The organism is Pseudomonas sp. NUPR-001 (assembly GCF_052147955.1).
Classification (GTDB): domain Bacteria; phylum Pseudomonadota; class Gammaproteobacteria; order Pseudomonadales; family Pseudomonadaceae; genus Aquipseudomonas.
Genome location: NZ_CP197353.1, coordinates 5449899 through 5472118, shown reverse-complemented (window position 1 = coordinate 5472118; position 22220 = coordinate 5449899). Strand labels below are relative to the sequence as shown.

At 61.0% G+C, this 22220-nt stretch carries 16 protein-coding genes and 2 tRNA genes; 12 read left to right on the top strand and 6 right to left on the bottom strand.

The window, feature by feature from the left end:
• Nucleotides 1-21 precede the first annotated feature (21 nt).
• The 4 genes from ACP6KB_RS25155 to ACP6KB_RS25140 all read right to left on the bottom strand — a co-directional run bounded on the left by ACP6KB_RS25155 (nucleotide 22) and on the right by ACP6KB_RS25140 (nucleotide 3117).
• Nucleotides 22-1590, bottom strand: a complete 1569-nt coding sequence (locus ACP6KB_RS25155; protein WP_442110188.1) for an ABC transporter permease — start codon at nucleotides 1588-1590, stop codon at nucleotides 22-24.
• On the bottom strand, nucleotides 1590-2600 hold the full coding sequence (locus tag ACP6KB_RS25150; protein ID WP_442110186.1) for an extracellular solute-binding protein: 1011 nt from the start codon (nucleotides 2598-2600) through the stop codon (nucleotides 1590-1592). The genes ACP6KB_RS25155 and ACP6KB_RS25150 overlap by 1 nt, the downstream gene beginning before the upstream one ends.
• A 256-nt stretch (nucleotides 2601-2856) precedes the next feature.
• Nucleotides 2857-2943 (bottom strand) — tRNA-Leu (locus ACP6KB_RS25145).
• An 87-nt stretch (nucleotides 2944-3030) separates the two neighbouring features.
• A tRNA-Leu gene (locus ACP6KB_RS25140) sits at nucleotides 3031-3117 on the bottom strand.
• A 267-nt stretch (nucleotides 3118-3384) separates the two neighbouring features.
• Between ACP6KB_RS25140 and rnr the strand changes: the two genes are divergently transcribed.
• The 11 genes from rnr to ACP6KB_RS25085 all read left to right on the top strand — a co-directional run bounded on the left by rnr (nucleotide 3385) and on the right by ACP6KB_RS25085 (nucleotide 19938).
• Nucleotides 3385-5976, top strand: coding sequence for a ribonuclease R (rnr, locus tag ACP6KB_RS25135; protein ID WP_442110184.1), 2592 nt, complete (start codon nucleotides 3385-3387; stop codon nucleotides 5974-5976).
• The gene (rlmB, locus tag ACP6KB_RS25130; RefSeq protein ID WP_442110182.1) at nucleotides 5973-6725 is read left to right on the top strand and encodes a 23S rRNA (guanosine(2251)-2'-O)-methyltransferase RlmB; all 753 of its coding nucleotides are present in this window, start codon (nucleotides 5973-5975) and stop codon (nucleotides 6723-6725) included. Before rnr ends, rlmB begins: the two co-directional genes overlap by 4 nt.
• A 240-nt stretch (nucleotides 6726-6965) precedes the next feature.
• Nucleotides 6966-7391: a 30S ribosomal protein S6 gene (gene rpsF / locus ACP6KB_RS25125; protein ID WP_010221605.1), complete on the top strand. Its 426-nt coding sequence runs from the start codon at nucleotides 6966-6968 to the stop codon at nucleotides 7389-7391.
• Nucleotides 7392-7419: 28 nt separating this feature from the next.
• Nucleotides 7420-7650 carry a 30S ribosomal protein S18 gene (gene rpsR, locus ACP6KB_RS25120; RefSeq protein ID WP_009403887.1) on the top strand — a complete coding sequence of 77 codons (231 nt, stop codon included), beginning with the start codon at nucleotides 7420-7422 and terminating at the stop codon, nucleotides 7648-7650.
• Nucleotides 7651-7686: 36 nt separating this feature from the next.
• Entirely contained in the window at nucleotides 7687-8586 is a 900-nt protein-coding gene (locus tag ACP6KB_RS25115) for a hypothetical protein (RefSeq protein WP_442110179.1), read from the top strand.
• 21 nt (nucleotides 8587-8607) lie between these two features.
• Nucleotides 8608-9054, top strand: coding sequence for a 50S ribosomal protein L9 (rplI, locus tag ACP6KB_RS25110; protein ID WP_133211574.1), 447 nt, complete (start codon nucleotides 8608-8610; stop codon nucleotides 9052-9054).
• A 110-nt stretch (nucleotides 9055-9164) separates the two neighbouring features.
• On the top strand, nucleotides 9165-10562 hold the full coding sequence (gene dnaB, locus ACP6KB_RS25105; protein WP_442110176.1) for a replicative DNA helicase: 1398 nt from the start codon (nucleotides 9165-9167) through the stop codon (nucleotides 10560-10562).
• 100 nt (nucleotides 10563-10662) lie between these two features.
• Nucleotides 10663-12966, top strand: a complete 2304-nt coding sequence (locus tag ACP6KB_RS25100; RefSeq protein WP_442110175.1) for a YgiQ family radical SAM protein — start codon at nucleotides 10663-10665, stop codon at nucleotides 12964-12966.
• A 256-nt stretch (nucleotides 12967-13222) separates the two neighbouring features.
• Complete coding sequence (locus tag ACP6KB_RS25095) at nucleotides 13223-16507, top strand: transglutaminase family protein (RefSeq protein WP_442110173.1); 3285 nt, start codon at nucleotides 13223-13225, stop codon at nucleotides 16505-16507.
• Between the two features lie 39 nt (nucleotides 16508-16546).
• Nucleotides 16547-19033: a circularly permuted type 2 ATP-grasp protein gene (locus ACP6KB_RS25090; RefSeq protein ID WP_442110171.1), complete on the top strand. Its 2487-nt coding sequence runs from the start codon at nucleotides 16547-16549 to the stop codon at nucleotides 19031-19033.
• Nucleotides 19033-19938 carry a transglutaminase family protein gene (locus ACP6KB_RS25085; protein ID WP_442110169.1) on the top strand — a complete coding sequence of 302 codons (906 nt, stop codon included), beginning with the start codon at nucleotides 19033-19035 and terminating at the stop codon, nucleotides 19936-19938. Before ACP6KB_RS25090 ends, ACP6KB_RS25085 begins: the two co-directional genes overlap by 1 nt.
• On the opposite strand, the gene ACP6KB_RS25080 is transcribed toward ACP6KB_RS25085, so the two are convergent.
• On the bottom strand, nucleotides 19935-20522 hold the full coding sequence (locus tag ACP6KB_RS25080) for a TIGR00730 family Rossman fold protein (RefSeq protein WP_442110167.1): 588 nt from the start codon (nucleotides 20520-20522) through the stop codon (nucleotides 19935-19937). The two genes, ACP6KB_RS25085 and ACP6KB_RS25080, sit on opposite strands and share 4 nt — an antisense overlap.
• A gap of 349 nt (nucleotides 20523-20871) precedes the next feature.
• Between ACP6KB_RS25080 and azu the strand changes: the two genes are divergently transcribed.
• The gene (gene azu / locus ACP6KB_RS25075; protein ID WP_442110166.1) at nucleotides 20872-21318 is read left to right on the top strand and encodes an azurin; all 447 of its coding nucleotides are present in this window, start codon (nucleotides 20872-20874) and stop codon (nucleotides 21316-21318) included.
• 73 nt (nucleotides 21319-21391) lie between these two features.
• Here azu and nadE read toward each other — a convergent pair whose 3' ends face one another.
• A complete protein-coding gene (gene nadE / locus ACP6KB_RS25070; RefSeq protein WP_442110164.1) occupies nucleotides 21392-22219 on the bottom strand; it encodes an ammonia-dependent NAD(+) synthetase in 828 nt (275 codons plus the stop codon).
• Between the last annotated feature and the right edge of the window lies 1 nt (nucleotide 22220).

The following is a 22220-nucleotide window of genomic DNA, read 5'->3' as shown; positions in this document are numbered from 1 at the left end:
GGCTTGCCCTGCGAAATACCCTCAAGCCCGATTCAAATACATCCGCGTAGTCAGCAGATACACCGGCAACCCCGACACCAGAATCAGCAACGCCGCATAAGGCGCCGCAGCGGCAAACTCGACGTTGGCGGTATGCGCCCAGACTTCAGTGGCCAGCGTTGTCATGCCCGTAGGGCTGAGCAGCAAGGTGGCGGTCAGCTCCTTCATGGCATCCAGAAACACCAGAGCAAACGCCGCCGCCAATGCCGGGAAGATGATCGGCAAGGTCACTCTGCAAAACGCAGTGAACTGCGTTGCGCCCAGGGTGCGTGCGGCCTCTTCGAGCTGTGGCGCCGCCTTGTGCAGCGCAGTGCGCACTGGCGCCTGGGCCAGTGGCAGAAACAGCAACGCATAGGCCAGCAGTAACAGCCCGGTGGTTTGGTACAGCACCGGCACATAGTGCAGGGCGAAATACACCAGCGTCAGGGCAATCACCAGGCCGGGCAGGGCGTGCAGCAAGTACGGCAGGCGCTCCGCCCAGATCGCCAACTGGCCTTTGTAGCGCACCACCAGAAAGCTCACCGGCAATGCCAGTAACAGGCTCAAGGCGGCGCCGCCCAGCGACAGTGACAACGACGAGAACAGTGCACGGCTGATGTCGGCCACCGGGAAGGCGGCAGACGAACCGACGCTCAACCAGTACCCGAGCATGCCCAGCGGAATACCGCTGCCCAGCAGTGCCAGGGTCAGGCAGTACAGTTGCCCGAGGGGCATCCAGGCGCGCAGGCGAATCGGTGCGCCGCGTCGCGCTACGCCCTGACCGATTCGCACGTGGCGGGCATTGCCACGCACACGCAGTTCAAACCAGAGCATCAGCAGGCACATGAACAGCAATACTGCCGACAGCATCGCGGCATTGGCGTTACTGAATTCCAGTTCGAACTGTTGATAGATCGCCGTGGTGAAGGTTTGCAGGCCGAGAATCGACAAGGCGCCGAACTCCACCAGCATGTGCAGGGCGATCAGCAGGCTGCCGCCAAGAATCGAGGGCCATAGCAGCGGCAGGGTGATTTTGAAGAACACCCCCCAGCGATTTTGCCCCAGGGTGCGCGCCGACTCCTCCAGGGAGGTGTCGAGGTTGCGCAGGGTTGCGGCCACAGGCAGGAATACCAGTGGGTACTTGGACAGGCTCATCACCAGAATGGCGCCGGCCAGGCCTTCAAAGCGTGGGCTCAGCGACACCCAGGTAAAGCCACTGACGAAGGCTGGAACCGCAAAGGGCAGGCACAGGATCACGCCCCACACCCGTCTGCCGGGCAGGTCGCTGCGCTCCAGTAGCCAGGCCAGCGACACACCCAGCGCCATGCACGCCAGGGTGACGCCGGCCATCAGCATCAGCGTGTTGCGCATCAGGCCCCAGACGAACGGGCGCCAGAGCAGGTGCAAGGCCTCGCGCCAGCCGGCTTCCCAGGCTTTCAGCGCTACGTAGAGCAGCGGCAGCAAGCTCAGGCCGACCAGTAGCAGCACTGGCAGCACGACCCAGATTGAAGGTCGTTTGCGCTTGGGGATGTAGCGGCTGGGCTGTGCCGGTGCGGGTAAGGCTGCAGTCATCAGAGCAGGCCAACTTCGCGTTCAAGTTCCAGGGCTTCTTCGGCATTACCCAGATCAGCCGGAGTGATTTTCGGCGGACGCAGGTCTTCGAACGGCTTCAAGCCCTGATCCGACACCATGCCCTTGTGCAGCGGGTACTCGGCAGTGGTCTGGGTGATTACGCGCTGGCCTTCTTCACTGGCCATCCAGGCCAGCAGTGCCTGGGCTTCTTTCGGGTGCTTGCTGGCTTTGACGGCGGCGGCACCGGAAATGGTCATCAAACCGCCGACATCGCCATCGGCCAGGTAGTAGAGCTTCGAATCCAGCTGGCCACGCTCTTTCTTCAGGGCGTACCAGTAGTAGTTATTCACCAGCACCGCTGCCACTTCACCGTTTTCCACGGCTTTGAGGGCAACCATGTTGTTGGTGTAGGTCTTGCCGAAAGCTTTCAGGCCGGTCAGCCATTCTTCGGCAGCATCACGACCATGCAACTTGAGGATCGCAACCGCTTGTTCCTGGAAGGCGCCGCTGGTCGGCACGAAACCGACCTTGCCTTCCCACTCGGGGTTGGCAAAGTCCATGACCGAAGGCGGCAGTTCTTTTTCGTCGATCACTTTCGGGTTGAAGGCCACTACACGGGTGCGCGCCGTGACGCCCATCCAGGTGCCATTGGCCGCTACGAATTCCTTGGGCAACACCTGCAGGGTCGAATCGTCGATCTTGGCCAGCAGGCCCAGCTCGCCCAGGTTGTTCAGGGGTGGTGACTCTTCGGTGTAGATGACATCGGCTGGCGAGCGTTCGCCTTCTTCGATGATCTGGCTGGCCAGCTGGTTGCTGCTGCCTTTGCGGATATTGATTTTGATGCCGGTCTTGGCCTCGTAGGCCTTGGCAATGGCATCGCCGATTTCCTTGTGCTGGCCGTTGTACAGGGTCAGCGTTACCGGGTCGGCGGCCAAGGCGGGAGCGCCGAGTACCAGGGTCAACAGAGAAACGGCCAGGCCGCGCAATAGGGGGGCATTGCGGAACGTCATGCGGGTACTTCCTCGCTTGCGGCTACATATCTGGTAACAATGATAAACGATATGGCTTCTCAATTGCCTGCATGAGAGGAATTTCATGAGCAGGCTATCGGAATGCGCGAGGCGGTACTGTTGGAGAGGGAGCTTCTTGTGGGAGCGGGCTTGCCCCGCGATTGCGGTGTGCCAGTAACATTGCTTCGCGGGGCAAGCCCGCTCCCACAGGAGGTAGAAACGAAAAAACCCGCTTTCGCGGGTTTTATCTGAAATATGGTGCCCAGAAGAAGACTCGAACTTCCACGACCGTAAGGTCACCAGCACCTGAAGCTGGCGTGTCTACCAATTTCACCATCTGGGCAAAGTGAAGCGATGTTGCATGAAACAAAAACAGTGTAGCGTCTTGCAGTAAATCTCAGAAGTGCTAAACAGTTCTAAGATTTGAAATTGGTGCCCAGAAGAAGACTCGAACTTCCACGACCGTAAGGTCACCAGCACCTGAAGCTGGCGTGTCTACCAATTTCACCATCTGGGCATTTCGCTGAGGTCACATGATGCTTCACATCAGGTTGCATCTCAACTATAACGACGGTGTCCGTCGCTGTGGTGCGCACTATACGGATGACCCTGAGGGCTGTAAAGCCCCGTTCAGAAAAAAACTTAAAAAATTCAAGCCGTTGTTCCTAAAGGCAGTTTTAGCAGCGTCTTGGGAGCTCTGAGAGGGCTGTCCAAGCCTGAAATTTCCGGTTTCAATACGCCTATGCCAAACTAACCCTTATATAGACAAGGTGAACCCCTCCTAATGGCCGATTGGCAGTCCCTCGATCCCGAGGCCGCTCGTGAAGCGGAAAAATACGAAAACCCTATTCCTAGCCGTGAGCTGATCCTGCAGCGCCTGGACGAGCGCGGCTCGCCGGCTGCGCGCGAGCAACTGGTCGAAGAGTTCGGCCTGACCACCGAAGATCAGATCGAAGCGTTGCGCCGCCGTTTGCGGGCAATGGAGCGTGATGGTCAGCTGATCTATACCCGGCGCGGCACGTATGCCCCGGTAGACAAGCTGGACCTGATCCTCGGCCGCATTGCCGGGCATCGCGACGGTTTCGGTTTCCTGGTCCCGGACGACGGCAGTGATGACCTGTTCCTGAGTCCGGCGCAAATGCGTCTGGTCTTCGACGGTGACAAAGCCCTGGCCCGTGTGTCCGGCTTCGATCGTCGCGGTCGTCGCGAAGGCGTCATCGTTGAAGTGATCTCCCGTGCCCACGAAAGCATCGTTGGTCGCTATTTCGAAGAAGGCGGTATCGGCTTCGTCACCCCGGACAACCCCAAGGTCCAGCAAGAAGTGCTGGTCACTCCGGGGCGTAACGGCGGCGCCAAGGTCGGTCAGTTCGTCGAGGTGAAGATCACCCACTGGCCAACACCGCGCTTCCAGCCGCAGGGCGATGTCACCGAAGTGATCGGCAACTACATGGCACCGGGCATGGAAATCGACGTAGCGCTGCGCAGCTACGACATTCCACACGTCTGGCCAGAGGCCGTGATCAAGGAAGCGCGCAAGCTCAAGCCGGAAGTCGAAGAGAAAGACAAAGAGCATCGCATCGACCTGCGCCATCTGCCGTTCGTTACCATCGACGGCGAAGATGCCCGCGACTTCGACGATGCGGTGTACTGCGAGAGCCTGGGCAAGTTGCGCCTGTTCTCCGGTGGCTGGCGCCTGTACGTGGCGATTGCCGACGTTTCCAGCTATGTGCGCCTGGGGTCTGCCCTGGATGCCGAAGCACAGGTGCGTGGCAACTCGGTGTACTTCCCCGAGCGCGTCATTCCGATGCTGCCTGAAGAGTTGTCCAACGGTCTGTGCTCGCTGAACCCGCACGTCGACCGCTTGGCGATGGTCTGCGAAATGACCATCAACAAATCCGGGCAAATGGTCGATTACCAGTTCTACGAAGCGGTGATCCACTCCCATGCGCGCCTGACTTACAACAAGGTCAGCAGCATGCTCGAGCATGCCCGTACCCGCGAAGGCAAAGCCTTGCGCGAGCAGTACAGCGAAGTGCTGCCAGACCTCAAGCAGCTCTATGCCCTGTACAAAGTGCTGTTGGCGGCTCGCCATACCCGTGGCGCCATCGACTTCGAAACCCAGGAAACCCGGATCATCTTCGGTTCCGAGCGCAAAATCGCCGAAATTCGGCCAACAGTGCGTAACGATGCGCACAAGTTGATCGAAGAGTGCATGCTGGCGGCCAACGTTGCTACGGCCGAGTTCCTCAAGAAGCACGAAATTCCAGCGCTGTACCGTGTGCACGATGGCCCGCCACCAGAGCGTCTGGAGAAGCTGCGTGCGTTCCTCGGTGAGCTGGGACTGTCGCTGCACAAAGGTAAAGACGGCCCGTCGCCGAAGGACTACCAGGCATTGCTGGCGAATATCGCCGACCGTCCTGACTTCCACCTGATTCAGACGGTGATGCTGCGCTCCCTGAGCCAGGCGGTCTACAGTGCCGACAACAACGGCCACTTCGGCTTGAATTACGAGGCGTACACACACTTCACCTCGCCGATCCGCCGTTACCCGGACCTGCTGACCCATCGGGCGATCCGCAGTGTCATCCGCTCGCGTCAGGACACCCCGCATGTCAAGCGCGCGGGTGCCGCGAGCATCCCCAAGGCACGCATCTACCCGTACGATGAACCGACCCTGGAGCAGCTCGGCGAGCAGTGCTCGATGAGCGAGCGGCGCGCCGACGAAGCGACCCGCGATGTGGTCAACTGGCTCAAGTGCGAGTACATGAAAGACCGTGTTGGCGAGAGCTTCCCGGGTGTGATCACCGCAGTGACCGGTTTTGGCCTGTTCATCGAACTGACCGACATTTACGTCGAAGGCATGGTGCATGTCAGTGCCTTGCCGGGCGACTACTACCACTTCGACCCTGTGCACCATCGCCTGGCCGGTGAGCGCACCGGGCGTAGCTTCCGCTTGGGCGACACGGTGGAAGTGCGGGTCATGCGCGTTGATCTGGAACAGCGCAAGATCGACTTCGAAATGGCTGAAAACACGCTCAAAGCACCGATTGGCCGCAAGCCGCGTGCCGAGGGTGTGCGCCCGCAAGACGGCAAGACAATTCCAGTGCTCGACAAGGCTGAAACCACCAAGGCCGAGCCTGCGCGCCGGAGCAAGAAGAACGAAACCGCCGAAGCGTATTTCCCTTCGCATGCTGCGGCGAAAAACGCCGAAGTGCGCAAAAGCCGGGAAATGAAAAAGGCCCTGATGGCCGATGCCAAGCACGCAGGCGGCAAGCCGGCGGGCAAAGGCGGCAAGTCGTCGGAAAAACCGAGCAAGCATCGCAAAGGGCCGCCAAAAGCGAGCTCTGGATCACGTAAACCCAAGGCCAAGTCATGAGTCAGTTGGAAAAAATCTACGGCGTCCACGCCGTAGAAGCCCTGTTGCGTCATCATCCCAAGCGGGTCAAGCAGATCTGGTTGTCGGAAGGGCGTAGCGACCCGCGCGTGCAGGTGATTGTCGAGCTGGCCGGGCAGAGCCGGGTGCCGGTCGGTCAGGCCGAGCGCCGCGAGATGGACGCCTGGGTCGAGGGTGTGCACCAGGGGGTCGTGGCTGAGGTTAGCCCAAGCCAGGTCTGGGGCGAGGCGATGCTCGAAGAGCTGCTCGACCGTACCGAAGGCGCACCGCTGATTCTGGTGCTCGACGGTGTCACCGATCCGCACAACCTGGGTGCCTGCCTGCGTACCGCCGATGCGGCCGGGGCGCTGGCAGTGATCGTGCCCAAAGACAAGTCGGCGACCCTGACACCTGCGGTGCGCAAGGTGGCCTGTGGTGCCGCCGAGGTGATCCCGCTGGTGGCCGTGACTAACCTGGCGCGCACGCTGGAGAAGCTCCAGCAGCGTGGCCTGTGGGTCGTCGGTACAGCGGGTGAGGCCGAGCAGGAGCTGTACCAGCAAGACCTGACCGGGCCGACCATCCTGATCATGGGTGCCGAGGGCAAAGGCATGCGCCGCCTGACCCGCGAGCACTGCGACTTCCTGGTGAAACTGCCGATGGCCGGTAGCGTCAGCAGCCTGAACGTGTCGGTGGCAACGGGCGTTTGCCTGTTCGAAGCCGTTCGTCAACGTAACGCTAAAGCGCAGGGCTGAGCCCGATCGCGGGGCAAGCCCGCTCCCACAGGTGCTGTGGGAGCGGGCTTGCCCCGCGATGCTTTTCAGCTGCTCAATAATTCACCAATTCCCTTGCTTGTCCCCCGGCGCTTCTCTACAATTGCGCCCCTTGCCATGCTGGCAGGCGCCAACGCGCCTTCACTCAAGGCAAGACATACAGTGTCATTCACTCCTTGTCTGACCACTCTGGTGGCAGACTACAACCCGTAAGGAGCATTCATGCGTCATTACGAAATCATCTTTCTGGTCCACCCTGACCAGAGCGAGCAAGTCGGCGGCATGGTTGAGCGTTACACCAAGCTGATCGAAGAAGACGGCGGCAAGATCCACCGTCTGGAAGATTGGGGCCGTCGTCAACTGGCCTACGCAATCAACAATGTTCACAAAGCTCACTACGTGATGCTGAACGTTGAGTGCACCGGCAAGGCCCTGGCCGAGCTGGAAGACAACTTCCGCTACAACGATGCCGTGATCCGTAACCTGGTCATCCGTCGCGACGAAGCCGTTACCGGCCAGTCCGAGATGCTCAAGGCTGAAGAAAACCGCAGTGAGCGCCGTGAGCGTCGCGACCGTCCTGAGCATGCTGACAGCGCCGATGGCGACGACAGCAATGACAGCGACAACAGCGATAACGCTGACGAGTAATCCACGGACCTTTTGAGGAGCCTATTACATGGCACGTTTCTTCCGTCGTCGTAAATTCTGCCGCTTCACTGCTGAAGACGTGAAAGAGATCGATTACAAAGATCTCAACACCCTGAAAGCTTACGTATCCGAAACCGGCAAGATCGTTCCAAGCCGTATCACCGGTACCAAAGCTCGTTATCAGCGTCAGCTGGCTACCGCTATCAAGCGCGCCCGCTTCCTGGCCCTGCTGCCCTACACCGACAGCCACGGCCGCTGAGACCGGGTTTTCGACAAGTAGCAAAGGATAGAGTGCATGCGCGCCTTAGCTGATTTCATCATGCGTGGTCGTGTGCAAGCCACCCTGGTGGTGGTGGGTTGTGCGGCATTGCCGCTGTTGTTCTGGTTGAGTGCCGCCGCCGGGAGCCTGGTGTTCCTGCGGCGCGGTTTCAAGGACGCCTCCGGAGTCCTCGCCTGGGCATTATTGCCGGCGTTGGCCTGGTGGTTCTTCGGCGAGCCGCGCACCTTGATGGTGTTGCTGGGGACGCTGGGGCTGGCTGCGCTGTTGCGCGCCGGGCAGTCCTGGAATCGGGTGCTGTTGTTCAGCATCGCCATGGGCCTGGTATATGGCGTCATTCTGGGGTCGGTGTTCCGCGAACCGATTGAAGCTCTGGCTGGAGCGCTTGAAAAAGCCCTGCCGCAGATGCTCGACGGTCTCTACCAACAGTTATCGGTAGAGGAGCGGGCCCGCCTGGGTAGCCTGATCGTACCTGTGCTCAACGGCCTCATAGCGGCGTTGTTGCAAGCCGTCAGTGTGCTGGCCCTGATGTTGGGGCGCTACTGGCAAGCAGTTCTGTATAACCCGGGAGGTTTTGGTCGCGAGTTTCAAGCGGTCAGGCTTCCCCTGGTGCCAACGCTGGTACTGGTGGTGCTTATGCTGGTCGGGCCGAATTTCGGTCCTGAACTGGCGATGTTAACGCCGCTGTGCAGCATACCGCTGATGTTCGCAGGGCTTGCCCTGATGCATGGGCTGGTGGCGCAAGGCCGACTGGGCAAGTTCTGGTTGGTCGGGATGTACGTGACACTGCTGCTGTTTATGCAGCTGACTTATCCGTTGCTCGTGGTTCTGGCCATTGTCGACAGCCTGATTGATTTTCGCGGTCGCAAGGCGCCCCCAAAAGGTGCCGATAACGATTCCGCGAACGGTGAAGGTTAAAAGTTAAGAGGTTATTACCAAATGGAACTGATCCTGCTGGAAAAAGTCGCCAACCTGGGCAACCTGGGCGACAAGGTAAACGTTAAGGCCGGTTACGGCCGTAACTACCTGCTGCCATTCGGCAAAGCTACCGCTGCTACCGCTGCCAACCTGGCTGCGTTCGAAGAGCGTCGTGCTGAGCTGGAAAAAATCGCTGCAGAGAAAAAAGCTTCGGCCGAAACTCGCGCTGCCCAACTGGCTGAGCTGGAAGTGACCATCACTGCCACCGCTGGTGACGAAGGCAAGCTGTTCGGTTCGATCGGCACCCACGACATCGCTGACGCCCTGACCGCCTCCGGCGTTGAAGTGGCTAAAGCTGAAGTTCGTCTGCCGAACGGCACCATCCGTCAGGTTGGCGAATACGACGTAGCCGTGCACCTGCACAGCGACGTTGAAGCTACCGTACGCGTGGTTGTTGTCGCAGCCTAAGCTGTACCGATCGGCTGGCACCTTGCGTGTCAGCCGGTTAACATCGGGCACGATCCTGCTTTGCAGGTCGTGCCCTTTGTCTTTTTCATCACCCTGATTCCTGCGTGGCCATGAACGAGATATCCGCCCCTGAGCAATATGATCTGCAAACCGCTGCCCTGAAGGTGCCGCCGCATTCCATCGAAGCCGAACAGGCCGTACTCGGTGGCCTGATGCTGGATAACGGCGCCTGGGAGCGAGTGCTTGATCAAGTCTCCGATGGTGATTTCTATCGACATGACCACCGCCTGATTTTCCGCGCGATCTACAAGCTTGCCGACCAGAACGCCCCGTTCGACGTCGTCACCTTGCATGAGCAACTGGATAAAGAAGGCCTGAGCTCGCAAGTGGGTGGCCTTGGCTACCTCGGCGAGCTGGCGAAAAACACCCCGTCGGTGGCCAACATCAAGGCCTACGCCGCGATCATTCGCGAGCGGGCGACTTTGCGTCAGCTGATCAGCATCAGCACCGACATTGCCGACAGCGCGTTCAACCCCCAGGGCCGTAACGCCGAAGAGATCCTCGACGAGGCCGAACGGCAGATCTTCCAGATCGCCGAAGCGCGGCCCAAGACCGGTGGCCCGGTCGGTGTCAACGAGCTGCTGACCAAGGCCATCGACCGTATCGACACGCTGTTCAACACTGCTGACGCGATCACTGGCCTGTCGACCGGCTACACCGACCTCGACGAGAAGACCAGCGGCCTGCAACCGGCCGACCTGATCATCGTCGCCGGCCGTCCGTCCATGGGTAAAACCACCTTCGCCATGAACCTGGTGGAGAACGCCGTGTTGCGCAGCGACAAGGCCGTTCTGGTGTATTCCCTGGAGATGCCAGGTGAATCGCTGATCATGCGTATGCTTTCCTCCCTGGGCCGTATCGACCAGACCAAAGTGCGTTCCGGTCAGTTGGAAGACGACGACTGGCCGCGCCTGACCTCGGCGGTCAACCTGCTCAATGACCGTAAGCTGTTCATTGACGATACGGCCGGTATCAGCCCGTCGGAAATGCGCGCGCGTACCCGCCGTCTGGTACGTGAGCATGGTGAAATCGGCCTGATCATGATCGACTACCTGCAGTTGATGCAGATCCCAGGCTCCAGCGGCGACAACCGTACCAACGAGATTTCTGAAATCTCCCGATCCCTCAAGGCGTTGGCCAAAGAGTTCAACTGCCCGGTCGTGGCGCTGTCGCAGCTCAACCGCTCCCTTGAACAGCGGCCCAACAAGCGCCCGGTGAACTCCGACTTGCGTGAATCGGGTGCGATCGAGCAGGACGCCGACGTGATCATGTTCGTTTACCGTGACGAGGTGTATCACCCGGAAACCGAACACAAAGGCATTGCCGAGATCATTATCGGCAAGCAGCGGAACGGCCCGATCGGCTTTATCCGCCTGGCCTTCATCGGTAAATACACGCGCTTCGAGAACCTGGCGCCGGGCAGTTACAACTTCGACGACGACGAATAAGGCAATTCTGCTTATTCCGACCTTTAACGTCGGAATTGGTCATTTTTTGTGCTATATTCCGCGCCCGCGATTTTCCATCGATTAGCTACCGGTCACTGACATGCAAGCAGCCAAACCACTTTTCGACTATCCCAAGTACTGGGCCGAATGCTTCGGGCCAGCGCCTTTCCTGCCAATGAGCAGGGAGGAGATGGATCAGCTCGGCTGGGATTCCTGCGACATCATCATCGTGACCGGCGACGCCTACGTCGACCATCCGTCGTTCGGTATGGCCATCATCGGTCGTCTGCTGGAAGCCCAGGGCTTTCGCGTAGGCATCATCGCCCAGCCGAACTGGCAGTCCAAAGACGACTTCATGAAGCTTGGCGAGCCGAACCTGTTCTTCGGCGTCGCGGCCGGCAACATGGACTCGATGATCAACCGTTACACCGCCGACAAAAAGATCCGCTCCGACGACGCCTACACCCCGGGTGGCTTGGCTGGCAAACGTCCGGACCGCGCCAGCCTGGTCTACAGCCAGCGCTGCAAAGAGGCCTACAAGCATGTACCGATCGTCCTCGGCGGTATTGAAGCCTCGCTGCGCCGTATTGCCCATTACGACTACTGGCAGGACAAAGTCCGTCATTCGATCCTGATCGACGCCTGCGCCGATATCCTGCTGTACGGCAACGCCGAGCGGGCCATCGTCGACGTCGCCCAGCGTCTGTCTGCTGGCGAAAAAATCGAAGACATCACCGATATTCGCGGTTCGGCCTTCATTCGCCGTGACACGCCGCAAGGCTGGTACGAAGTCGACTCCACGCGTATTGACCGTCCGGGCAAGGTCGACAAGATCATCAACCCGTACGTCAACACCCAGGACACCCAGGCCTGCGCCATCGAGCAGGAGAAGGGCGAGGTCGAAGACCCGAACGAAGCCAAGGTGGTACAAATCCTCGACAGCCCGCGCATGACCCGCGACAAGACGGTCATCCGCCTGCCATCGTTCGAGAAAGTCCGTAACGACCCGGTGCTCTATGCCCACGCCAACCGCGTGCTGCACCTGGAGACCAACCCGGGCAACGCCCGTGCCCTGGTACAGAAGCACGGCGAAGTGGATGTGTGGTTCAACCCACCACCCATTCCGATGACTACTGAAGAAATGGACTACGTGTTCGGTATGCCCTATGCGCGCATTCCGCACCCGGCGTACGGCAAGGAGAAAATCCCGGCCTACGACATGATCCGCTTCTCGGTGAACATCATGCGTGGCTGCTTCGGTGGCTGCACCTTCTGCTCGATCACCGAGCACGAAGGGCGGATCATCCAGAACCGTTCCCACGACTCGATCATTCGTGAAATCGAAGAAATTCGCGACAAAGTGCCAGGTTTTACCGGGGTTATTTCCGACCTCGGCGGCCCGACCGCGAACATGTACCGCATCGCCTGCAAGAGCCCCGAGATCGAGTCGGCGTGCCGCAAGCCTTCGTGCGTGTTCCCCGGCATTTGCCCGAACCTGAACACCGATCACTCTTCGCTGATCAAACTGTACCGCAGCGCCCGTGCCTTGCCGGGCGTGAAGAAAATCCTGATTGCCTCGGGTCTGCGTTATGACCTGGCGGTGGAATCGCCTGAGTACGTCAAGGAGCTGGTGACGCACCACGTTGGCGGCTACCTGAAGATTGCCCCGGAGCACACCGAAGAAGGCCCGCTGAATCAGATGATGAAGCCGGGCATCGGTAGCTACGACCGCTTCAAGCGCATGTTCGAGAAGTACTCCAAAGAGGCAGGCAAGGAACAGTACCTGATCCCGTACTTCATCGCCGCGCACCCTGGCACCACCGATGAAGACATGATGAACCTGGCCCTGTGGCTCAAGGGCAACGGCTTCCGCGCCGACCAGGTGCAGGCGTTCTACCCGTCGCCAATGGCCTCGGCCACGGCCATGTACCACTCGGGCAAGAACCCGTTGCGCAAGGTCACCTACAAGAGCGACCCGGTCACCATCGTCAAGAGCGAGGCGCAGCGCCGCTTGCACAAGGCCTTCCTGCGTTATCACGACCCGAAAGGCTGGCCAATGCTGCGTGAAGCACTGGAGCGCATGGGCCGCGCTGATTTGATCGGCCCGGGCAAGCATCAGCTGATCCCGCTGCATCAACCGGCCACCGACAGCTACCAGAGTGCACGGCGCAAGAACTCCACGCCGGCCGGCAGCCATAAAGTGGGCAAGGAGCAGAAGATCCTCACCCAGCATACTGGCCTGCCACCACGGGGTAGCGACGGTTCCAACCCGTGGGACAAGCGCGAACAGGCCAAGGCGGCGGCATTTGCCCGCAACCAGCAGGCCGCCAAGGAGCGCAAGGAAGCCGCCAAGGGCGGTAAGGGCAAGAAAAAGCCCGCCCGCCAGCCGGTACTGCCGCGTTAAAAACGACATCAGTCGGCCCTGGTAGGAGCGGGCTTGCCCCGCGATAGCGATTTGTCAGCCACATCGCATCGCGGGGCAAGCCCGCTCCTACTTGTTTCTGGCAAAGCCTCAAATCTGTGCAACGCTTGCTCGGCAGCTTCGCGTTGGTGCGCACCGGATGCGACCGTACGAACTGCATGCAGGGAATCGCAGGCCTGGCCTCATGGCACAAGTCTTGCGCGGTTCCGCTACCGCTCAGGCTCGCAGGAGGCCCGCCGTGTCGATCCATGTCGCGTTGCATCATGTCACCCAGTACACCTACGACCGTGCCATCGAACTGGGGCCACAGATCGTCCGCTTGCGTCCGGCGCCCCACAGTCGTACGCGGATTCTCTCCTATGCGCTGAAAGTGCAGCCCGACGGGCACTTCATCAACTGGCAACAAGACCCGCAAGGCAACTACCTGGCACGCCTGGTGTTCCCGGAGAAAACCGACACGCTGCGGGTAGAAGTGGACCTGGTCGCCGAGATGGCGGTGTTCAACCCTTTCGATTTCTTTCTTGAGCCCTATGCCGAGACGATTCCCTTCAGTTACGGCAAAGATGAGCGCCATGAGTTGCTGCCCTATCTGGAGCAACTGCCACTGACGCCGGCGTTTGCCACGTACCTCGAGCGCATCGACCGCACCCCGAAGCCCTCCGTTGATTTTCTCGTGGCACTGAACCAACAGCTGAGCCAGGACATCAGCTACCTGATTCGTCTCGAACCCGGCGTGCAAACCCCGGAGCAGACTCTGGAGCTTAGCTCTGGCTCCTGCCGCGACTCGGCCTGGTTGCTGGTGCAGTTGCTGCGTCACCTTGGCCTGGCGGCACGTTTTGTTTCTGGCTACCTGATTCAACTGAGCGCCGATGTCAAAGCCCTGGATGGCCCGTCTGGCACTGAACAGGATTTCACCGACCTGCACGCCTGGTGCGAGGTGTACCTGCCCGGTGCTGGCTGGATTGGCCTGGATGCGACCTCCGGGTTGTTTGCCGGTGAAGGCCACATTCCCTTGGCCTGTAGCCCTGATCCCACCTCGGCGGCGCCCATCAGTGGCCTGGTTGAACCCTGTGAGTGCAGCTTCGCCCATGAAATGCGGGTGGAACGGCTGTGGGAGTCGCCGCGGGTGACGTTGCCCTACACCGAGGAGCAGTGGCAGGCCATCGTTGCGCTCGGGCGTCAGGTCGATAGCGACCTGAAAGCGGCCGATGTGCGCCTGACCATGGGCGGCGAGCCGACCTTCGTGGCGCTGGATGACCCCGACGGTGCCGAGTGGAACACCACCGCCCTGGGGCCGAACAAGCGCCATCTGGCCGCTGAGCTGTTCCAGCGTTTGTACCAGCACTATGCGCCCAAGGGGCTGGTGCATTTCGGTCAGGGCAAGTGGTACCCGGGCGAACAACTGCCGCGTTGGTCGCTCAATTGCTTCTGGCGGCGTGACGGCGAGCCGGTGTGGAACAATCCGGCGTTGATCGCCGAAGAACACCACGACTATGGCGCTGACAGCCTGTTGGCCGAGCGCTTTCTGGCCAGTGTTGCCGAGCGTTTGAAACAGCCAGCACGCTATGTGTTCCCGGCCTATGAAGATGCACTGTATTACCTGTGGCGCGAGGGCGGCTTGCCGGTCAACGTCAGCGTCGACAATGCGCGCCTGGATGATGAGATGGAGCGTGCACGGCTGCGCAAGGTGTTTGCTCAAGGCCTGGACAAAGTGATCGGCCAGGTGCTGCCGCTGGCGCGCAGTGCCGATCAGCAACGCTGGCAGAGTGGCCGATGGTACTTGCGTGAGCAGCATTGCCGCCTGGTTCCGGGGGATTCGCCGCTCGGCTACCGCTTGCCGTTGGCATCGCAGCCCTGGGTCAGTGCTGCAGAGTATCCCTTTGTGCACCCCACCGATCCCAATCAGGCGCAAGGCGACTTGCCCGAGCACACTGAACTGGCAGCAGCCAGTGAATCTCACGAGGTCGATGAGCAGGAGCGGCCAGCACCGCAGGTCGATGCATCGGCCGACTGGCTGACCCGCACGGCGTTGTGCGCCGAAGCCCGGCAAGGGCGCCTGTACCTGTTCATGCCGCCTTTGGAGCGGCTGGAAGACTACCTTGAGTTGGTCGCAGTGATCGAGGCTTGCGCCACGGAGCTGAATTGCCCGGTGCTGCTTGAAGGCTATGAGCCACCGGCTGACCCGCGACTGGTTAACTTCAAAGTGACGCCTGATCCGGGGGTGATCGAAGTCAACGTGCAGCCATCGGCCAGTTGGGACGAGTTGGTCGAGCGCACCGAGTTTCTCTACGAACAAGCGCGGCAAACGCGTCTGATCAGCGAGAAATTCATGATCGATGGGCGCCATACCGGCACTGGCGGCGGCAATCACTTTGTCCTCGGCGGCGCTACCCCGGCAGATTCACCGTTCCTGCGCCGGCCTGATCTGCTGCGCAGCCTGATCAGTTACTGGCACAACCATCCATCGTTGTCTTATCTGTTTTCTGGCTTGTTCATTGGCCCGACGTCGCAGGCGCCACGGGTCGATGAAGCGCGCAATGATGCTTTGTATGAACTGGAAATCGCCTTCGCGCAAATGCCTGCCCCCGGTGAACCGTGCGCGCCGTGGCTGGTGGACCGCTTGCTGCGCAACTTGCTGATCGATGTGACCGGCAACACCCATCGCGCTGAGTTCTGCATCGACAAACTCTACTCCCCGGACGGCCCGGCCGGGCGCCTGGGGCTGCTGGAACTACGTGCGTTCGAGATGCCGCCGCATGCGCGCATGAGCCTGGTGCAACAGCTGTTGCTGCGTGCGCTGGTCGCGCGTTTCTGGCGTGAACCCTATGCCCCCGCACGGCTGGCGCGTTGGGGTACCGAACTGCATGACCGCTTTATGCTGCCGCACTTCATTGAGCAGGATTTTGCCGATGTGCTGGTGGAGCTCAATGCCGCCGGTTATCCACTGCGTGCCGAGTGGTTTGCCGCGCATCTGGAGTTCCGTTTTCCCCGCATCGGCGATTACGCGGTCAAGGGCATCGAGCTGGAGTTGCGCCAGGCCCTGGAGCCCTGGCATGTGCTGGGCGAAGAGGGCAGTGGCGGGGGGAATGTGCGTTATGTCGATTCCTCGCTGGAGCGCCTGCAGGTCAAGGTCACCGGTATGAGTGCCGAGCGCTATCGGCTGACCTGCAACGGCGTTGCTGTGCCGCTGCAGGCCACCGGGCGGGTCGGAGAATGTGTCGCCGCTGTGCGCTACCGCGCCTGGCAACCGGCCAACTGCCTGCAGCCGACCATCCCCGTGCACGCGCCGTTGGTGTTCGACCTGCTGGACACCTGGATGGGGCGTTCGCTGGGCGGCTGCCAGTATCACGTGGCGCACCCTGGAGGGCGCAACTACGAGACCCAGCCGGTCAATGCCAACGAAGCGCAGAGTCGTCGTCAGGCGCGCTTCTTCAGGGTTGGACATAGCCCAGGCAACCTTCCGGTGCCAGCGATTGAAGTCGATGCAGAACTGCCCTTTACCCTGGATTTGCGCCGACACTGAGCGCTACTCTGAAATGACTCGCGGCCTTTGAGCACTGCCATGCCTGATCTGTTCGATGCCTACCCGCTGCAGTCGGGGACTTACCACGAAATGTTCGAGGCCCAAGGCCAGGTTCGCGAACACTGGCAGGGCGTGTGTAACTACTTGCAGCGCAGCGGGCCGGGGCAACTGGCTCAGCGTCAGGCCTCTTTGACCCGGCAGTTGCAGGAAAATGGCGTTACCTACAATGTGTACGCCGACCCCAAAGGCGCAGATCGTCCCTGGGAGCTCGACCTGTTGCCGCACCTGCTGCCTGCCGCGCAATGGCAACAGCTGGCCAGTGGCGTTGCCCAGCGGGCACGACTGCTCAATGCCGTGCTGGCCGACATCTACGGGCCGCAACAGCTGATCCGCGAAGGCTTGCTGCCCGCCGAACTGGTGTACGGGCACAACAACTTCCTGTGGCCCTGCCAGGGCATTTGCCCACCCGATGGCACCTTCCTGCACGTGTATGCGGTTGACCTGGCGCGCTCGCCTGACGGGCGCTGGTGGGTCACTGCCGACCGCACCCAGGCGCCCTCCGGTGCCGGGTACGCCCTGGAAAACCGCACTATCGTTTCCCGCGCCTTGCCTGAGCTGTACCGGGACCTGAAAGTGCAGCACCTGGCCGGGTTTTTCCACACCTTGCAGCAGACCCTGGTGCGCCTGGCCCCCAGTGAGCAAGAACCGCCGCTGGTGGTGTTGCTGACCCCGGGGCGTTTCAATGAAAGCTATTTCGAGCACTTGTACCTGGCGCGGCAACTGGGCTATCCACTGGTCGAGGGCGGCGACCTGACCGTGCGCGATGCCACGGTGTACCTCAAAACCCTCAGCGGCTTGCGCCGGGTCCATGCAATCATGCGCCGCTTGGACGATGACTTCTGCGATCCGCTGGAACTGCGCACGGATTCGGCACTGGGCGTACCGGGGTTGCTGGATGCCGTGCGCCGCGGCCGGGTGCTGGTGGCCAACGCCTTGGGCAGTGGCGTGCTGGAATCCCCCGGGCTGCTGGGCTTTTTGCCGGCAATCAACCAGCGTTTGTTTGGCCAGGCGTTGAGTTTGCCGTCGATAGCCACCTGGTGGTGCGGTGAACCGCCGGTGATGGCCAAGGCGCTTGAGCGCTTGCCGCAGTTGCTGGTCAAGCCAGCGTTTCCTTCACAGAGCTTTACCCCGGTGTTTGGCCGCGACCTTGATGCGCGCCAGCGTCAGGCGCTTGCCGAGCGGATACAAGCGCGTCCCTATGCCTATGTGGCTCAGGAGCTGGCGCAGTTGTCGCAGGCGCCGGTATGGCAGCAGGATCAGGGTCAGGTGCATGCGCGGGCGATTGGCATGCGTGTGTATGCGGTGGCTTCGGCAGAGGGGTATCGGGTGTTGCCCGGCGGCCTGACCCGGGTGGCGGCGCTGGCCGATGCCGACGTGGTGTCGATGCAACGCGGCGGTGCCAGCAAAGACACCTGGGTGCTGGGCGAAGCGGCGCCCGTCGGTGAGCAGTGGCGGGCCCAGCGCACGTTGGGCGTCGCCGACCTGGTGCGCAAAGACCCGTACCTGCCCTCACGGGTAGTCGAAAACCTGTTCTGGTTCGGGCGCTATTGCGAGCGTTGTGATGCCAGTGCCCGCTTACTGCGGATTATCCTCACCCGTTATCTGGACGGCGATGACCCCTTGGCCCTGCAGGCGGCAGTAACCTTGGCCGATGAGCTGTCGCTGATGCCCGAGGAGGGCAGCTTGCCTGAGCGCTTGCGCACCGCCCTGGCCGACAGCGACTGGGCCTTCAGCCTCAGCGCCAATCTGCAGCGCCTGCAGTGGGCCGCGTCGCAAGTGCGCGGCAAGCTGTCGCGAGAGAACTGGCAGGCGTTGGTGGAATTGCAGCGCGAAACCCAGAGTCTTGATGATCAGGCGGCAGACTTCGGTGAGCAGGTCGATTTTCTCAATCGTCTGGTGATGTCCATGGCGGCATTGTCGGGCTTTGCCCTGGACGACATGACCCGCGATGAGGGCTGGCGCTTTCTGATGATCGGCCGCCGGATCGAGCGCTTGCAGTCGCTGTGCAGCAGCCTGGCCGCCTTTCTGCGCGGGCCTGCGGTGCTTGATCAAGCGGGGCTTGAGTGGTTGCTGGAACTGGGCAACAGCAGCATCACCTACCGTTCGCGTTACCTGGCAGTCGCCCAGCTGATTCCAGTGCTCGACCTGCTCCTGCTTGATGAGCAGAACCCCCATGCCGTGCTGTTTCAGCTCAACCTGTTGGTACGCGCCTATCGCCGCTTGTGTGACGAGTTCGCCAGCCAGCCCGACCCAGGCCTGGCGTTGCTGGCCGAACAGCTCAAGCATTTCGATTTGCATAGCCTGGAGGGATCGCTGTTCGGCACGGACAGCGTCCACGCGGTGCTTGCCGGGCTGGCGGACCTGCTGCACGGCATTGCCCTGGCCAGCGGGGAAATCTCCGAGCGCCTGGCCTTGCGCCACTTTGCCCATGTCGATGATGTCAGCCAGCAAACGGTGTCGGTGTGATGAACAGCGCGCATTATCAAGTGATTCACGACACCCATTACCGCTATGACAGCCCGGTGTCGCTGGCCCAGCAACTGGCACACCTGTGGCCCAGGCCGTGCGCCTGGCAGCGCTGCACGGCGCAGGTGCTGCAGGTCAGCCCGACCCCGACGCAGCGGCGTGATGAGTGGGACGTGTTCGGTAACCCGCTCACGCGTCTGGCTTTCGAACGTCAGCACGAGCAGCTACGGGTAGTGGCACGTCTGCAGGTCGAGGTATTGCCTCGCTGCGAGCTGCAGTTCAGCGCCTCACCGGCCTGGGAGCAGGTGCGCGATGCCCTGACCTACGCCAGCCAGCCGCTGTCGGGTGAGCACCTGGAAGCGTGCCGCTATCGCTTTGAATCACCCTATGTACGCCTCAAACAACGTTTCGTGGCCTTCAGCGAGTCGTGCTTCGGTGCGGGGCAGCCGTTGCTGGCGGGCGCGCAGGCGCTGATGGAAAAAATCTTCAGCGAATTCACCTTCGATGCCGAGGCCACCCAAGTGGCCACGCCATTGGTGGAGGTGCTTGAGCGCCGTCGTGGTGTCTGCCAGGACTTCGCGCACTTGATGCTTGCCTGCTTGCGTTCGCGTGGGCTGGCGGCGCGCTATGTCAGTGGTTATTTGCTGACTCGCCCACCGCCGGGGCAGCCACGGCTGATCGGGGCGGATGCCTCGCATGCCTGGGTGTCGGTGTATTGCCCGGTGCAGGGGTGGGTCGATTTTGATCCCACCAATAATCTGCGCCCTGCGCTGGAGCACATCACCCTGGCCTGGGGCCGGGACTTTTCCGATGTGTCACCGTTGCGCGGGGTGATCCTCGGTGGCGGCAGTCATGACCCGCAGGTGCAGGTCACGGTGATGCCGCTGGAGGATGGGCAGCCTTAGTCAGGTTTCTTGTCGACCCACTTGGGGGCGATGGGGGCTTGATAGCTGTCCATGGCGTCGAGCAACTGAGAGGGGCTGTCGGCCAGTTTCAGCATGGCGCGGTGCTGAGGGCGTACGAAGCCTTCTTCGACCACATGGTCGAGGAAACTGCCCAGCTTGCTGTAGAAGCCGTTGACGTCGAGCAGGCCCAGCGGTTTGGCGTGGTAGCCCAGTTGGCCCCAGGTCCACACTTCGAACAGCTCTTCGAGGGTGCCCAGGCCGCCCGGCAGGGCAACGAACGCATCGCTCAGCTCGGCCATACGCGCCTTGCGCGCGTGCATGCCGTCAACGATTTCCAGGCGGGTCAGGCCGTTGTGGCCGACTTCAGCATCTTTCAGCGCCTGGGGAATGATGCCGATGACTTCGCCACCGGCGGCCATCGCCGCATCGGCAACGATACCCATCAACCCCACGGCACCACCGCCATACACCAAGGTCAGGCCGCGTTGAGCGATGGCCTGGCCGAGGGCGATGGCCGCCTCGCGGTAAGCTGGGCTGACGCCGCTGCTGGCGCCACAGAACACACAAACGGAACGTACAGACATTGCTTCTCTCCAGTTACAAGCCGACACAGAGTAAAGCGCATGCCTGAGGCTTCCAAGGCCGGATTCATTCGGCAGAGGACAGCTCGCACGCGACCCCGCTTGCACCGCAGGCATAGCTGGCGAGTAGACTGTGCAACAAGCGACTAAAGGACATGTTGATTGCTCCTGAATGAGAGGTTGTCTCATCGTCCCTTAATGGCGCATGATGTGCTCTTTGATTGGCTGTATACAATCCATAGAACAATTCTACTGACTGGCCCTTGGCCAGCCCCTTGATCCATATCAGGGCTGGGCTGAAGGGTTTCAGGCAGTCTGCAAACTGATCAAAACCCTGCCAAGGAGATTCACGATGTTTGCCAAAGTTGTTGCCGTATCCTTGCTGACCCTCGCCAGCGCTCAGGTTTTCGCCGCAGAGTGCAAGGTCACGGTCGACTCTACCGACCAGATGTCTTTCAACACCAAGGACATCGCGATCGACAAGAGCTGCAAGCAATTCACCGTCGAACTGACCCACTCCGGCAACCTGCCGAAGAACGTCATGGGCCACAACCTGGTGATCAGCAAAACGGCTGACATGCAGCCTATCGCGACCGACGGTCTGAGCGCCGGTATCGACAAGCAGTATCTGAAGGACGGCGATGCTCGTGTGATTGCCCACACCAAAGTGATCGGCGCTGGCGAGAAAGATGAGGTGACTTTCGACGTGTCCAAGCTGGCTGCAGGCGAGAGCTACGGCTTCTTCTGTTCGTTCCCAGGCCACATCTCGATGATGAAAGGCACCATTACTCTGAAGTAATTCGGGGCCTTTTGATCGCGGGGCAAGCCCGCTCCTACAGGTTTGTAGGAGCGGGCTTGCCCCGCGATGCATTTCACGGCGCGAACGGCATCTCGCGCTTGTGCCGGGTCTTCTCGTAAGTCCCCCGGATAATCGCAAACGCCTCTTCGCTCACCGGTTCACCGTGCAGAAAGGCATCGATCTGCGCATAGGTCACGCCGTGCGACGCTTCATCCGGCTTGCCCGGTGCCAGGTCTTCGAGGTCGGCAGTAGGCACTTTCTCCACCAGTGATTCCGGCGCGCCAAAGCTGCGTGCAATCGCCCGCACCTGGTTTTTCACCAGCCCGCTCAACGGCGCCAGGTCGCAGGAGCCGTCACCGAACTTGGTAAAGAAGCCCATCACCGCTTCAGCGGCATGGTCGGTACCAATCACCAGCCCGCCACGGGCACCGGCAATGGTGTACTGCGCCACCATGCGCATCCGCGCCTTGGTGTTACCCACGACGAAATCGACCATTTCCGGCTTGCCGTTCTCCAGCGCCTGCACCTCTTTGGCCAGCGCCTGTACCGCTGGCGCGATGTTCACGGTGTGTATCTCGTCCGCCTTGATGACGTCCAGGCAAGCCTGGGCGTCGTGCTCATCTTGCTGGACGTGATACGGCAGGCGCACCGCAATGAAACGGTAGGCCGCGTCGCCGGTCTCGCTGCGCAGCTCGTTGATCGCCCGTTGGGCCAACAACGCAGCGGTCAACGAATCAACGCCGCCACTGATCCCCAGTACCAGGGTTTTCAGCCGGGCGTTGTTCAGGCACTGCTTGATGAACGCCACACGCCGGGTTACTTCGGCATCGAGCGCGGCGCGGTCGGCAAACGGCGGCTGAACCTTGAGCGCTTGCGCAATCTCTTGCTGAACGGCTTGCATG

What these genes read in the sequence shown, in the direction of transcription:
- ACP6KB_RS25090 (WP_442110171.1), top strand. Translation starts at nt 16,547, where the DNA reads ATGCCTGATCTGTTCGATGCCTACCCGCTGCAGTCGGGGACTTACCAC.
- rpsF (WP_010221605.1), top strand. Translation starts at nt 6,966, where the DNA reads ATGCGTCATTACGAAATCATCTTTCTGGTCCACCCTGACCAGAGCGAG.
- ACP6KB_RS25115 (WP_442110179.1), top strand. Translation starts at nt 7,687, where the DNA reads ATGCGCGCCTTAGCTGATTTCATCATGCGTGGTCGTGTGCAAGCCACC.
- dnaB (WP_442110176.1), top strand. Translation starts at nt 9,165, where the DNA reads ATGAACGAGATATCCGCCCCTGAGCAATATGATCTGCAAACCGCTGCC.
- ACP6KB_RS25080 (WP_442110167.1), bottom strand. Translation starts at nt 20,522, where the DNA reads ATGTCTGTACGTTCCGTTTGTGTGTTCTGTGGCGCCAGCAGCGGCGTC.
- rnr (WP_442110184.1), top strand. Translation starts at nt 3,385, where the DNA reads ATGGCCGATTGGCAGTCCCTCGATCCCGAGGCCGCTCGTGAAGCGGAA.
- ACP6KB_RS25085 (WP_442110169.1), top strand. Translation starts at nt 19,033, where the DNA reads ATGAACAGCGCGCATTATCAAGTGATTCACGACACCCATTACCGCTAT.
- ACP6KB_RS25150 (WP_442110186.1), bottom strand. Translation starts at nt 2,600, where the DNA reads ATGACGTTCCGCAATGCCCCCCTATTGCGCGGCCTGGCCGTTTCTCTG.
- rplI (WP_133211574.1), top strand. Translation starts at nt 8,608, where the DNA reads ATGGAACTGATCCTGCTGGAAAAAGTCGCCAACCTGGGCAACCTGGGC.
- nadE (WP_442110164.1), bottom strand. Translation starts at nt 22,219, where the DNA reads ATGCAAGCCGTTCAGCAAGAGATTGCGCAAGCGCTCAAGGTTCAGCCG.
- rlmB (WP_442110182.1), top strand. Translation starts at nt 5,973, where the DNA reads ATGAGTCAGTTGGAAAAAATCTACGGCGTCCACGCCGTAGAAGCCCTG.
- ACP6KB_RS25100 (WP_442110175.1), top strand. Translation starts at nt 10,663, where the DNA reads ATGCAAGCAGCCAAACCACTTTTCGACTATCCCAAGTACTGGGCCGAA.
- ACP6KB_RS25155 (WP_442110188.1), bottom strand. Translation starts at nt 1,590, where the DNA reads ATGACTGCAGCCTTACCCGCACCGGCACAGCCCAGCCGCTACATCCCC.
- rpsR (WP_009403887.1), top strand. Translation starts at nt 7,420, where the DNA reads ATGGCACGTTTCTTCCGTCGTCGTAAATTCTGCCGCTTCACTGCTGAA.
- azu (WP_442110166.1), top strand. Translation starts at nt 20,872, where the DNA reads ATGTTTGCCAAAGTTGTTGCCGTATCCTTGCTGACCCTCGCCAGCGCT.